General features: G+C 70.8%; 11 protein-coding genes and 4 tRNA genes. 7 read left to right on the top strand and 8 right to left on the bottom strand.

Annotated features, from left to right (window positions below; translation table 11 throughout):
• Window positions 1–43: 43 nt before the first annotated feature.
• From crcB to ACFVS6_RS35580, 3 genes are read right to left on the bottom strand one after another with little or no spacing between them, the layout of a single operon-like run.
• Window positions 44–418: a fluoride efflux transporter CrcB gene (crcB, locus tag ACFVS6_RS35590; RefSeq protein WP_389710620.1), complete on the bottom strand. Its 375-nt coding sequence runs from the start codon at window positions 416–418 to the stop codon at window positions 44–46.
• Entirely contained in the window at window positions 415–885 is a 471-nt protein-coding gene (locus ACFVS6_RS35585; RefSeq protein WP_389710618.1) for a CrcB family protein, read from the bottom strand. Before ACFVS6_RS35585 ends, crcB begins: the two co-directional genes overlap by 4 nt.
• Before the next feature lie 44 nt (window positions 886–929).
• Complete coding sequence (locus ACFVS6_RS35580; RefSeq protein ID WP_030225620.1) at window positions 930–1,280, bottom strand: metallopeptidase family protein; 351 nt, start codon at window positions 1,278–1,280, stop codon at window positions 930–932.
• Window positions 1,281–1,383: 103 nt separating this feature from the next.
• Between ACFVS6_RS35580 and ACFVS6_RS35575 the strand changes: the two genes are divergently transcribed.
• The 3 genes from ACFVS6_RS35575 to ACFVS6_RS35565 all read left to right on the top strand — a co-directional run bounded on the left by ACFVS6_RS35575 (window position 1,384) and on the right by ACFVS6_RS35565 (window position 1,667).
• Window positions 1,384–1,456: transfer RNA gene (locus ACFVS6_RS35575), tRNA-Glu, on the top strand.
• A gap of 41 nt (window positions 1,457–1,497) precedes the next feature.
• A tRNA-Asp gene (locus tag ACFVS6_RS35570) sits at window positions 1,498–1,571 on the top strand.
• Window positions 1,572–1,593: 22 nt separating this feature from the next.
• A tRNA-Phe gene (locus ACFVS6_RS35565) sits at window positions 1,594–1,667 on the top strand.
• 40 nt (window positions 1,668–1,707) lie between these two features.
• Here ACFVS6_RS35565 and ACFVS6_RS35560 read toward each other — a convergent pair.
• From ACFVS6_RS35560 to ACFVS6_RS35550, 3 genes are all read right to left on the bottom strand, one after another.
• The gene (locus tag ACFVS6_RS35560) at window positions 1,708–2,550 is read right to left on the bottom strand and encodes a cytochrome c biogenesis CcdA family protein (RefSeq protein ID WP_389710616.1); all 843 of its coding nucleotides are present in this window, start codon (window positions 2,548–2,550) and stop codon (window positions 1,708–1,710) included.
• Window positions 2,547–3,299: a DsbA family protein gene (locus ACFVS6_RS35555; RefSeq protein WP_389710614.1), complete on the bottom strand. Its 753-nt coding sequence runs from the start codon at window positions 3,297–3,299 to the stop codon at window positions 2,547–2,549. The genes ACFVS6_RS35560 and ACFVS6_RS35555 overlap by 4 nt, the downstream gene beginning before the upstream one ends.
• Before the next feature lie 73 nt (window positions 3,300–3,372).
• The gene (locus tag ACFVS6_RS35550; RefSeq protein WP_389710612.1) at window positions 3,373–3,834 is read right to left on the bottom strand and encodes a hypothetical protein; all 462 of its coding nucleotides are present in this window, start codon (window positions 3,832–3,834) and stop codon (window positions 3,373–3,375) included.
• A 110-nt stretch (window positions 3,835–3,944) separates the two neighbouring features.
• On the opposite strand from ACFVS6_RS35550, the gene hrpA reads away from it, so the two are divergent.
• Both hrpA and ACFVS6_RS35540 read left to right on the top strand, forming a co-directional pair.
• Entirely contained in the window at window positions 3,945–7,868 is a 3,924-nt protein-coding gene (gene hrpA / locus ACFVS6_RS35545; protein WP_389710610.1) for an ATP-dependent RNA helicase HrpA, read from the top strand.
• A 70-nt stretch (window positions 7,869–7,938) separates the two neighbouring features.
• Window positions 7,939–8,012 (top strand) — tRNA-Asp (locus ACFVS6_RS35540).
• A 681-nt stretch (window positions 8,013–8,693) separates the two neighbouring features.
• Here ACFVS6_RS35540 and bldC read toward each other — a convergent pair.
• Window positions 8,694–8,900 carry a developmental transcriptional regulator BldC gene (bldC, locus tag ACFVS6_RS35535; protein WP_003949541.1) on the bottom strand — a complete coding sequence of 69 codons (207 nt, stop codon included), beginning with the start codon at window positions 8,898–8,900 and terminating at the stop codon, window positions 8,694–8,696.
• 587 nt (window positions 8,901–9,487) lie between these two features.
• The gene (locus ACFVS6_RS35530; protein ID WP_389710608.1) at window positions 9,488–10,342 is read right to left on the bottom strand and encodes a hypothetical protein; all 855 of its coding nucleotides are present in this window, start codon (window positions 10,340–10,342) and stop codon (window positions 9,488–9,490) included.
• A 258-nt stretch (window positions 10,343–10,600) separates the two neighbouring features.
• Here ACFVS6_RS35530 and ACFVS6_RS35525 point away from each other — a divergent pair, with 258 nt between their 5' ends.
• A complete protein-coding gene (locus ACFVS6_RS35525; protein WP_389710606.1) occupies window positions 10,601–11,740 on the top strand; it encodes a Leu/Phe/Val dehydrogenase in 1,140 nt (379 codons plus the stop codon).
• Window positions 11,741–12,018: 278 nt separating this feature from the next.
• Window positions 12,019–12,288 carry a DUF3073 domain-containing protein gene (locus ACFVS6_RS35520; RefSeq protein WP_267088905.1) on the top strand — a complete coding sequence of 90 codons (270 nt, stop codon included), beginning with the start codon at window positions 12,019–12,021 and terminating at the stop codon, window positions 12,286–12,288.
• Window positions 12,289–12,316 lie beyond the last annotated feature (28 nt).

The raw sequence follows: 12,316 nt of genomic DNA, 5'->3' as shown, positions 1-12,316 counted from the left end.
GTCAAGTTGCCCAACTCCCTTTACCCCGTAAGAGACACGCCCCTTACGCGAACAGCTGCCGGGCCACCTGCGAGCCCAGGTGAACGGCACCCAGCCCGACCAGCACCGATCCCAGGACGTTCGCGGCCGCCAGGAACGTCTCACCGCGCTCGGCCAGCCGCAGGGTCTCGTACGAGAAGGTCGAGTACGTGCTCAGCGCCCCGCACAGGCCCGTCCCGAGGAACGCGGACAGGCCCGGGGAGGCCGCCCCGGCCAGGACCGCCCCGGTCAGCGCGCCCAGCACCAGGCACGCGGCCGCGTTGACCACGAAGGTCCCCCACGGGAAGTCGGAGCCGTGGCGCGCCTGCACGGCCCGGTCGGTCAGGTAGCGGAGCGGCGCGCCCACGGCCGCGCCCGCGATCACCAGCAGCCAGTTCATCCGCGCCCCCGCCGGGCGGGGAGCCGCAGGAGCCGCCGGGTCAGGGTCGCCCCCGCCAGGACGGCCGCGAGCGCCGCGACGACCGTGAGCGCGGCGTACCCGAGCGCCGCCCCGGCCTCGTCGGCGTCCAGCAGCCGCGAGACGTCCAGGGCGTAGGCCGAGAAGGTGGTGAAGCCCCCGAGCACGCCGGTTCCCGCGAAGGGCCGCAGCAGGGGGTGGGCGGTGCGCCCGTCCTCGGCGACCGCCGCCATCAGCACGCCGATCAGCGCGCAGCCCAGGACGTTGATCCAGAGGGTGGTCCACGGGAAGGCCGTGGGCCCGGCGGGCCACAGCAGCCCGGCCCCGTACCGCGCGCAGGCACCGACCACTCCGCCGGCGGCGACGGCCGCGAGCACCGGGCCCTGCGGCCGGGTCCGCTCCGCCGCCACCCGGAGGTCGACGTCCGGGTCCACGGGACCCCGGTCCACGGGATCCGGGTCGCCGGTCGGCCCGGGGGCGGGCGCCGGTCCGGTCACCCGTAGCCCAGCGCGTGCAGCCGCTCGTCGTCGATGCCGAAGTGGTGGGCGATCTCGTGCACGACGGTCACCTCCGTCTCCGCGACCACGCTCTCCCGGTCCTCGCACATCCGCAACGTGGGGTTCCGGTAGATCGTGATGCGGTCCGGCAGCACCCCGGCGTACCACTCGCCGCGCTCCGTGAGGGGTGTCCCCTCGTAGAGCCCGAGGAGCTCGGGGTCGTCCGCCGGTGGCTCGTCCTCGACGAACACCGCCACGTTGTCCATCAGCCGCGTCAGCTCCGGCGGAATCCGGTCCAGGGCCTCTGCGACGAGCTCTTCGAACTCCTCGCGCGTCATCTCCAGCACCCGGCCATTGTCGCTCCGCGGGAAACCGTTTTGGCGATAGCTCCCCGGATCCCATATGCTTCTCACGTCCCCGACGCGCTGAGAAGTGCCCGGCGGGCCTTTAGCCCTCATCGTCTAGTGGCCCAGGACGCCGCCCTTTCAAGGCGGTAGCACGGGTTCGAATCCCGTTGGGGGTACGCATTAAACTGTGTGCGAGACTTGTGCTCGCACATTGCAAGGACCTGTGGAGCAGTTGGTTAGCTCGCCACCCTGTCAAGGTGGAGGTCGCGGGTTCAAGTCCCGTCAGGTTCGCTGAGATCGGAAACGGTCTCGTGGCTGGGTAGCTCAGTTGGTACGAGCGATCGCCTGAAAAGCGATAGGTCGCCGGTTCGACCCCGGCCCCAGCCACAAGAAGAAGGCCCCGTCCTCGGACGGGGCCTTCTGTGCGTCACCCCTCCGGTTCCGGCTGCTCCGCGCGGACCGCACGCCGCCACCGGGTCAGCCCGACGGCCACCGCCACCGCCGCGACCAGCCCCAGCAGTGCCGGGTCCGGCACGGCGTCGGCGACGGAACCCACCCACTGCTCCACCGCGAACGAGTCGTCCACGTCGAGCAGCCCCGGCAGCGCGCTCGCCCCGTCGTAGACGAGGAACAGCGTGCCCAGGGTCAGGAAGAACAGCCCGGACAGCAGCGACGTGGTGTGCAGTTCCAGACGCCCGACCCGAAGGGCCCGGCCGCGCAGCCAACGCCGGCCGCCCAGGTCGAAGCGCTCCCAGAGCAGCGCCAACAGGAACAGCGGCACGGCCATGCCCAGCGCGTACACCGCCAGCAACAGCCCCCCGTAGACCGGACTGCCGCTGACCGCCGCCACCGTGAGGACGCTGCCCAGGATCGGGCCGGCGCAGAAGCCGGCCAGCCCGTAGACCGCGCCGAGCGCGTACACCGACAGGGCGGTGGTCGGGCGGATCCGGCCGGACAGCTCGACGAGGCGCCTCGGGGCGAAGCCGAGGCCGAGGATCTGGGCGAGGCCGAGCGCGATGATCAGCCAGCCTCCGGCGAGGACCAGCCCGTCACGGTTCTCGTGGAAGAACCGTCCCGCGTACGAACCGGCCGCGCCCAGCGGCACGAGGGTGCTCGCGAGGCCCGCGTAGAAGATCCCGGTGCGCGCGAGGAGCCGGGAGTGGGAGTCGATCGAGTACGCGAAGAACGCGGGCAGCAGCAGCGCGCTGCACGGGCTGAGCAGGGCGAGGAGGCCGCCCAGCAGGGCGGCCAGGTATCCGATGCCGGTCACTTGCGCGCCGCCGCCTCGGTCTTCGCCCGCGCGATGGCAGCGGTGAAGGCGTCCAGGGGCTGCGCCCCGGCGATGGGCCGGCCGTTGACCAGGAAGGACGGGGTGGAGGTGACGCCGATGCGGTAGCCCTCGTCCTGGTCCTTCTTCAGCGCGGCGGCGGCCTCCTCGCCGGCCATGTCCTCCTTGAACCGCTCCAGGTCCGGGACCCCTGCCTGCCGGGCCAGCTCCACGAGGCGCTCCCCGGCGAAGCCCGCCTCCTTGGCGCCGTCGGCGTACGCGGCCGCGTGGAAGGCGGCGAAGCGGTCCTGCCGCCCGGCGGCCCAGGCGGCCTTCGCGGCGGCCTCGGACTCGGCGCCGAAGATCGGGAAGTTGCGCCACTCGATGCGCAGGGTGCCGTCCTCGACGTACTTCCGCACGAGTTCGGGTTCGGTGTCGCGGGCGAACTTGCCGCAGTAGCCGCACCGGAAGTCGGAGTACTCGATGAGGACGACGGGGGCGTCGGCGCGGCCGGTCGCGAGCTTGTCGGCGCCGTCGCGGCGGGCCAGGGCCAGCAGTTCCGGGGCGACGTCCGTACGGGGGCCGGCGTGGGCGGAGGCCGCGGGGGAGCCGGCGGAGGTGTCGCGGGACCTGTCCTCGGGGGCGGTGGCCTGCCAGGACACCAGGCCGAGGGTGATCGCGGCCACGGCCACGCCGGCGGCGGCGAGCAGCGGTGTGCGGGAGGGGCGGGGGGAACGGGCGGGGGAAGGCATGCGGGTGCTCCAGGAGTACGGGTGGCGTCGGGGCCGGCGCGCGGCCCCTCAGGGGCTCGTCGGACGACAGCCCCTAGACCCGCATCACCGAGAGCTCCACCGGGCCGGGCGCGGGCCGGTCGGGCCCGCGTACGGGACCCCGTACGGGCATCGTGCCGTGCGGCCTGCCCTCCTCGGGCGCGGGCCGGGCCGCCGGGAGCGGCGCGTGGTCCTGCCCGGCGCGCGGCGGGACCGCCGGGGTCCGGCCGGTGTCGGGGGCGCCGGGGGCGCAGGAGGGCCCCCGGCTCCCGGCCGGGTCGGCGAAGGCCGCCGGGACCGGGGCGCGGGTCGGCGCCGCGGCTCCCGGCTGCGGTACGGCCGGAACGGCCGGACCGACCGCAGCGACCCGAGCAGCCGCGGCGGCCGTGGCACCGTGAGCAACCGGAACCGGAACCGAACGCCCCGGGGTCGACGAGGCGGCACCGGACGTCACCGTGCCCAGCAGCACCACGAGTACGGCCGCCAGCAGGCAGCACACTTGGTGGCGGCGGGACAAGGTGGGCTGCCTCTCACTCGTACGGCTGGGGGACTCGTCCCGAAATGGTACGGGGAGGGCCACAAATGCGTTCGCCACCCGGAGGCCCCAGGTGAGATCCTCGATCAGGTATGTCTACTTCCTTCGCCGCCCTGCAGACGCTTCTCGGTGAGATCTCGCTCCGTGACGCGCACCGCCTCGGCCGCCGCCTCGAAGGCGCCCGCCGCATCCGCAAGCCCGAGGCCCAGCAGGCCGTGCTCGACGAGATCGCCGCGGAGGCCGCGAAGGCCGCCGAGCGGCTCGCCGGCCGTGCCTCCCGGATGCCGGAGGTCACGTATCCCGAGAACCTGCCCGTCAGCCAGAAGAAGGACGAGATCGCCGAGGCGATACGCGACCACCAGGTCGTGATCGTCGCCGGCGAGACCGGCTCCGGCAAGACCACGCAGATCCCCAAGATCTGCATGGAGCTGGGCCGCGGCGTCCGGGGCATGATCGGGCACACCCAGCCCCGGCGGATCGCCGCCCGCACCGTCGCGGAGCGGATCGCCGAGGAACTGAAGTCCGAGATCGGGCAGACCGTCGGCTGGAAGGTCCGCTTCACCGACCAGGTGAACCCGGACGCCACCTTCGTGAAGCTGATGACCGACGGCATCCTGCTCGCCGAGATCCAGACCGACCGCGATCTGCGCGCCTACGACACGATCATCATCGACGAGGCCCACGAACGGTCCCTGAACATCGACTTCCTGCTGGGCTACCTGGCCCGGCTGCTGCCGAGGCGTCCCGACCTGAAGGTCGTGATCACCTCGGCGACCATCGACCCGGAACGCTTCTCGCGCCACTTCGGGGATGCCCCGATCATCGAGGTCAGCGGCCGGACGTATCCGGTCGAGGTGCGCTACCGGCCGCTCCTGGAGGACGATTCCGAGGACGCGGACCGCGATCAGATCACCGCGATCTGCGAGGCCGTCGACGAACTCCAGTCCGAGGGGCCGGGCGACGTCCTCGTCTTCCTCTCCGGCGAGCGGGAGATCCGCGACACCGCGGACGCCCTGGAGAAGCGCAAACTGCGCCTCACCGAGGTGCTCCCCCTCTACGCGCGGCTCTCGCACGCCGAGCAGCACCGGGTCTTCCAGCAGCACACCGGACGCCGGATCGTCCTCGCGACGAACGTCGCCGAGACCTCGCTGACCGTGCCCGGCATCAAGTACGTGATCGACCCGGGCACCGCCCGCATCTCCCGCTACAGCCACCGCACCAAGGTGCAGCGCCTGCCCATCGAGCGGATCTCCCAGGCGAGCGCCAACCAGCGCAAGGGCCGCTGCGGCCGCACCAGCGACGGCATCTGCATCCGGTTGTACTCGGAGGACGACTTCCTCTCCCGGCCGGAGTTCACGGACGCCGAGATCCTGCGCACCAACCTGGCCTCCGTGATCCTCCAGATGACCGCGGCCGGACTGGGCGAGATCGAGAAGTTCCCCTTCATCGACCCGCCGGACCACCGCAACATCCGGGACGGCGTGCAGCTCCTCCAGGAGCTGGGCGCCTTCGACCCGGCGGAGAAGGACCCGCGCAAGAAGCTGACGCCGATGGGGCGCCAGCTCTCGCAGCTGCCGGTGGACCCGCGGCTGGCCCGCATGGTGGTCGAGGCCGACAAGAACAACTGCGTCCGAGAGGTCATGGTCATCGCGGCGGCCCTGTCGATCCAGGACCCGCGCGAGCGGCCCTCGGACAAGCAGACCCAGGCCGATCAGAACCACGCCCGCTTCAAGGACGAGACCAGCGACTTCCTGTCGTACCTGAACATGTGGCGCTACGTCCGGGAGCAGCAGAAGGAGCGGGGCTCCTCGTCGTTCCGCCGGATGTGCAAGCAGGAGTACCTGAACTTCCTGCGGATCCGCGAGTGGCAGGACATCTACACCCAGCTGCGCACGGTCGCGAAGACGATGGGCATCCACGTCAACGAGACGGACGCGCCGGAGCAGCACGTCCACATCTCGCTGCTGGCCGGCCTGCTCTCGCACATCGGGCTGAAGGACACCGACAAGAACGAGTACCTGGGCGCCCGGTCCGCGAAGTTCGCGGTCTTCCCCGGCTCCTCGCTGTTCAAGAAGCAGCCGAAGTTCCTGATGTCGGCCGAGCTGGTCGAGACCTCGCGGTTGTGGGCGCGGGTGAACGCGAAGGTCGAGCCCGAGTGGGTGGAGCCGCTCGCGCAGCACCTGATCAAGCGCACGTACAGCGAGCCGCACTGGGAGAAGGACCAGGCGGCCGTGATGGCGTACGAGAAGGTCACGCTGTACGGCGTTCCGATCGTCGCCCAGCGAAAGATCAACTACGGCCGGATCGACGCCGAGGTCTCGCGCGAGCTGTTCATCCGCAACGCGCTGGTCGAGGGCGACTGGCGCACGCACCACAAGTTCTACGCCGACAACCGGAAGCTGCTGACCGAGGTCGAGGAGCTGGAGAACCGGGCCCGGCGCCGCGACATCGTGGTGGACGACGAGACCCTCTTCGACTTCTACGACCGGCGCATCCCGGACCACGTGGTGTCGGGGGCGCACTTCGACTCCTGGTGGAAGCACAAGAAGCGCGAGGAGCCCGAACTCCTCGACTTCGAGCGCGAGATGCTGCTGACCGAGAAGGCGGCCGGGGTCACCAAGGCCGACTACCCGGACAGCTGGCGGCAGGGGCCGCTGAAGTTCCGCGTGACCTACCAGTTCGAGCCGGGCGCGGACGCGGACGGCGTGACCGTCCACGTCCCGCTCCAGGTGCTGAACCAGGTCACCGACGAGGGCTTCGACTGGCAGATCCCGGGGCTGCGCGAGGAGGTCGTCACCGAGCTGATCCGCTCGCTGCCGAAGCCGATCCGCCGGCACTACGTGCCCGCGCCGAACTTCGCGACGCGCTTCCTGGACACGGTCGTTCCGCTCCAGGAGCCGCTGCCGGTGACCCTGGCGCGCGAGCTGCACCGGATGGTCGGGGTGCCGGTCTCCGCGGACGACTTCGACCTGTCCCGGATCCCCGAGCACCTGAAGATCACCTTCCGGATCGTTGACGAGCGGCGCAAGAACATCGCCGAGGACAAGGACCTGGAGGCCCTGCGGCTGCGCCTGAAGCCCAAGGCCCGCCAGGCCCTGTCCAAGGCCGCGGCCGCCACCGCCGAGCGGGCGGGCGGGGAGTCCCTGGAGCGTTCCGGGCTGACCGACTGGACGATCGGCTCCCTGACGAAGGTCTTCGAGACCCGCCGGGCCGGCCAGCCGGTGAAGGCGTACCCGGCCCTGGTGGACGACGGGACGACGGTCTCCGTACGGCTCTTCGACACCGAGGCCGAGCAGCGGCGGGCGATGTGGCTCGGCACGCGGAAGCTGATCCTGCTGAACATCCCGGTGAACCCGGCGAAGTTCGCCTCGGACAAGCTCACCAACCAGCAGAAGCTGGCCCTGTCCCGGAACCCGCACGGCTCCATCCAGGCGCTGTTCGACGACTGCGCGACGGCGGCCGCCGACAAGCTGATCGCGGACCACGGCGGACCGGCCTGGGACGAGGCGGGCTTCCGGAAGCTCTACGACGCCGTACGGGCCGACCTGGTGGACACGACCGTACGGACGGTGGGTCAGGTGCAGCAGGTGCTGGCCGCCTGGCAGGCCTGCGAACGGCGCCTGAAGGCGACCAACAGCCTGGCCCTGATGGCCAACGTCGCCGACGTGAAGGCCCAGCTGGCCGCGCTCGTGCCGGCCGGCTTCGTGACGCTCGCCGGCCTGCGCCGGCTGCCGGACCTGATGCGCTACCTGGTGGCGGCGGACCGACGGCTCCAGCAGATGCCCACGGGCGCCCAGCGGGACACCACGCGCATGGAGAAGGTCCACGAGATGCGGGACGAGTACCTGTGGCTCCTGGAGCAGCTCCCGAAGGGCCGGCCGGTGCCCGAGGAGGTCACGGAGATCCGCTGGATGCTGGAGGAACTCCGGGTCTCCTACTTCGCGCACGCGCTCGGAACGGCGTACCCGATCTCGGACAAGAGGATCGTGAAGGCGGTCGACGCACTCGCTCCGTGAGCGGGTTAGACCACACCCCCTGAGCTGCTGTACAGTGGCGTTCGCAGCCGAGAAAAGCGGCCGCGAACGAGGACCTGTGGAGCAGTTGGTTAGCTCGCCACCCTGTCAAGGTGGAGGTCGCGGGTTCAAGTCCCGTCAGGTTCGCAGAAACGTCAGGGCCCGTATCCCTCAGGGGATACGGGCCCTGACGCGTTGTGGTGCCCGTGGGTTCGGCGGTTCGGCCGTTCGGCCGTTCGGCGCCCCCGCCTTTCCGCCCGTGCGGCCGACCCCGGAGCGGCCGGCCCGACGCGGGTCGCACGCCCCGAACCCCGCCTCATGATCATCCGGCAGCCGTCGGGGCCGCTGAAGGCCCCCAGGAGGCGCCGGCGCCGGCGCGTGGCCCCCGAACCCCCGACCGACCCCGCGAAGCCCTCAGCGGGCCGCCGGCGCGTCCCGACCCGCACACCACCCACGCGGGGCAAAATCCCCCCGCACGGACGAGGCGCTCTGCGGCGGACATCCCCTTACGGGCGCAATGCCGGATGTACAAGAGTGATCAACTGTGACGGGAGTCACCACACGAGTTTTTGAGACTCGCACGTTTATCGCACACCTACGCCGGCTCGATTTAATATGTGCAATGGCACCCACCGCGCGGCCCCCCGCGCGCTCCGGCGATTCCACCCTCCCGCGGGCATAAAAAAGATCGCGCTGGACCCGGCGGAGTCCAGCGCGATCGAACGGCAATGAGGCTGTTGGGGCAGCCTCAACCGTCTGAAGCGTTGTGGGTTTCATCGGATTGGGGGACCCGATATCGACCCGTTAATGCGGTGGTGCTGCGGGACCTCAGGCCTCGCTGCGCTGCTGCGGAATTCCCGCGAGCAGTGCGCGAACCTCGGCCTCGCGATAACGGCGGTGTCCACCCAGGGTGCGGATGGACGTGAGCTTGCCAGCCTTGGCCCAGCGGGTGACCGTCTTCGGGTCCACGCGGAACATCGTGGCAACCTCAGCCGGGGTCAGCAGCGGCTCGGCATCAGGGGTGCGAGCGGTCATGAGCGGCCTCCTCGGGAGAACCGAACCATCTCGGTTCTTTCCTCTAAATTCTGCACCTTGGCCCGCGTTGCCCGAAATGGACATACGCAGGCCGAGTCGGTTATAGGACGAACGGCTTGTCCTCGGCACTACAACTACACCATCCGTCCAGCCTCGACGGCCAAACCGATGGAATTGCCCTCCGAGGTGTTCATCAGCGGCGGAAGCCGATGGACCGCCCCATAACGGACAGTCACCCCACTGTGACGATCAGTCACAGAGCGATCAGGAGTCGTCAGACCCCCCATAGAGTGCAATACCGAGCATTCCGCCCTTAGTTGGACGGAAGGAACCCTCCCCGGACTCCTTGTCCTATTTTGGCACGAGGGTAGGGGAAGGGCGCAAGGGTGTAGATAGTGCGGTCCGTCACCCTTGGGCCAATGGCCCGTATCGGGACGTAGGTCCTGGAACTAAGGCCCTAATGTGACGATCAAGCCCCTGATCTGCACCTTATGGCCGATCGGCCGATACGACCGATACGGGTGATACGCCCAGGGCCCGGCGACGGCCCCCGCCGCACCGTGGCGAAGGACACCCTGCCAGGTCTGCTAGTTCGCGAACAGTCTCTCCCGGACCGCCCGCCAGCGCTGAGCGAGTTCGCCGTACACCTCCGAGGCGCCCTCCCGGTCGCCCGACCGCAGCGCCTCCATCCCCGCCGCGAGGTCGCGGGCCGACCGGTCGCCCGCGAGGGCGTCAGCCGGCAGCGCGTGCAGCAGCCCCCCGTAATCCAGTTCGACCATCGACCGCGGATGGAACTCCTCCAGCCAGCTCCCGACCTCCACCAGCCCCTCGGCGAGCGGCGCGTACCCCTCCGCCCGCCGCAGGGTCCGCAACCCCCGGGCCAGCCGGCGGCGGGCCTGCACCATCGGCGTCCGGTACCGCAGCCGCTCGCCCGGCACGTACTCCCGCTCCTCGTCCCCGACCAGCACGAACCAGCGCAGCGGAACCTGCCACACCCCCGTACGGATCCACGGCCGCGCGTCCGGGTTCCGCTCCCGCCACTCCTCGTACTCCTCCGCCGCCCGCCGGCGCGTCGACGCCGGCAGCGCCGCGTCCAGCACCGGCAGCGGGAACGACTCCGTCAGCTCCTGGAGCGCCAGCCAGCCGCGCAGCCGGGTGCGCCAAGGGCAGACCAGGACCACCCCGTCCCGCTCCGCCGTGAACGCGTCCGCGCTCTCGTGCGCCGGCACCCCCACCACCGGGACGCGGACCAAGTCCGCCAGCGAGCGGCGCAGTTCGTCCTGCGCCGTCGCGACCACCCCGCGCCGGACGTAGTCCGCCCAGTGCGTCCGTTCCGGTTCCGCGAAAGCCGCCAATGGCTCGTAGACGCGCAGGTAGGAGGCGTACGGGACGGTCGGCACCGGGCGCGCGGACGGCGGCCGCAATTCGGGGGATTCGCTCACGCTGTCGTACCTCCCCGTTTTCGGGGCTCCCTCACCTCCGGGACATCCCACGGCCCGGAACGCGGCTCCCGAACCGCTCCGCGCGTCCCCCGGAAACACTCGCTCCGGCCGGTTTCCGCCGTGCCCCCGGGGCCGGTGTGACACGGGAGTGTTCCGATCCCCGGACAGGCCCTTCCCGGGCGGCCCACAGGTCTTACGCTGCTCCCAGCGCGCCCTCCCCCACCCGCAGGGCGGGCGTCTTTCCGCCGCATCTCTTCCATGGGAGTCACCACCGTGACCGAAATGACCGACGGCGTCCTGCACACCCTGTTCCGCACGGAACAGGGCGGCCACGAGCAAGTCGTGCTGTGCCAGGACCGAGCCTCAGGCCTCAAGGCCGTCATCGCGATCCACTCCACCGCTCTGGGCCCCGCCCTCGGCGGCACGCGCTTCCACGCGTACGCCTCCGACGAGGAGGCCGTCCTCGACGCGCTGAACCTCGCGCGCGGCATGTCGTACAAGAACGCCCTCGCCGGTCTCGACCTCGGCGGCGGCAAGGCCGTGATCATCGGCGACCCGGACGTCCTCAAGAGCGAGGAACTGCTGCTGGCCTACGGCCGGTTCGTGGAGTCGCTCGGCGGCCGCTACGTCACCGCCTGCGACGTCGGCACGTACGTCGCCGACATGGACGTCGTCGCCCGCGAGACCCGCTGGGCCACCGGCCGCTCCCCCGAGAACGGCGGCGCAGGCGACTCCTCGGTCCTCACCGCCTACGGCGTCTTCCAGGGCATGCGCGCCAGCGCCCAGCACCTGTGGGGCGACCCGACGCTGCGCGGCCGCAAGGTCGGCGTCGCCGGTGTCGGCAAGGTCGGCCGCCACCTCGTGGAGCACCTGCTGGAGGACGGCGCCGAGGTCGTGATCACCGACGTCCGCGCGGAGTCGGTCCAGGAGATCCTCGACAAGCACCCCGGCGGCAAGGTCACCTCGGTCGCCGACACGGACGCCCTGATCCGCACCCCGGGTCTGGACATCTACGCCCCGTGCGCCCTCGGCGGCGCGCTGAACGACGAGTCCGTCCCGGTGCTCACCGCCACCGTGGTGTGCGGCGCGGCGAACAACCAGCTCGCCCACCCGGGCGTCGAGAAGGACCTCGCCGACCGCGGGATCCTCTACGCGCCGGACTACGTGGTCAACGCGGGCGGTGTCATCCAGGTCGCCGACGAGCTGCACGGCTTCGACTTCGACCGCTGCAAGGCCAAGGCCTCGAAGATCTTCGACACCACCCTGGCCATATTCGCACGTGCGAAGGCTGACGGGATCCCGCCGGCCGCCGCGGCCGACCGGATCGCCGAGCAGCGGATGTCCGAGGCCCTCGCGGCCCGCGCCGCCGCCCGGGCCGGCGGTGCCCGTACGGCGTAACCCCGGAAGGGGGCCCGTCGGGGTGCGGCGAGACGGAACTCACTGCACTTCGGCGGGTCGCCCGCCAGGAAAGGGTTAAAATCGCAGCTGACCAGCGAGTACGGGGTGTCCCGCTGGTTCTGCACCGGGGCGCGTCATGCGGGCGGCGTACCGTATGGCCGCGGAAGCAGGTACCGTTAAACCCCTACGGACGGTCTCTCCACGGAGAGCCCGCTCCGAACCATGAACGCGTGTCAGACTCTGGGGCCGTCGAGCCCCGTCACCGAGGGGGTCGAGCCATGGGGCGCGGCCGGGCCAAGGCCAAGCAGACAAAGGTCGCCCGCCAGCTGAAGTACAACAGCGGCGGGACTGACCTCTCGCGTCTGGCCAATGAGCTGGGCGCATCGCCGACGGAGCCGCTGCCTATCAGCGCGCCGGTCGAAGTCGATGACGATCAGGACGATGACGACGACGACCCGTACGCCAAGTACGCGGCTCTGTACAACAGCGATGACGACGAGGACGAGGACGAAGAGTCCGGTCCGTCGGCGCACCGTCGTGGGGCTTGACGCGCAGGACCTCCTGCTCAACGGCGTC

Source organism: Streptomyces sp. NPDC057939 (assembly GCF_042887545.1).
Classification (GTDB): Bacteria; Actinomycetota; Actinomycetes; order Streptomycetales; family Streptomycetaceae; genus Streptomyces.
Note: the sequence above shows the minus strand (reverse complement) of the source record. Positions and strands in the feature narration are given on the sequence as shown.

What these genes read in the sequence shown, in the direction of transcription:
- hrpA (WP_389710610.1), top strand. Translation starts at nt 3,945, where the DNA reads ATGTCTACTTCCTTCGCCGCCCTGCAGACGCTTCTCGGTGAGATCTCG.
- ACFVS6_RS35555 (WP_389710614.1), bottom strand. Translation starts at nt 3,299, where the DNA reads ATGCCTTCCCCCGCCCGTTCCCCCCGCCCCTCCCGCACACCGCTGCTC.
- bldC (WP_003949541.1), bottom strand. Translation starts at nt 8,900, where the DNA reads ATGACCGCTCGCACCCCTGATGCCGAGCCGCTGCTGACCCCGGCTGAG.
- crcB (WP_389710620.1), bottom strand. Translation starts at nt 418, where the DNA reads ATGAACTGGCTGCTGGTGATCGCGGGCGCGGCCGTGGGCGCGCCGCTC.
- ACFVS6_RS35525 (WP_389710606.1), top strand. Translation starts at nt 10,601, where the DNA reads ATGGGAGTCACCACCGTGACCGAAATGACCGACGGCGTCCTGCACACC.
- ACFVS6_RS35520 (WP_267088905.1), top strand. Translation starts at nt 12,019, where the DNA reads ATGGGGCGCGGCCGGGCCAAGGCCAAGCAGACAAAGGTCGCCCGCCAG.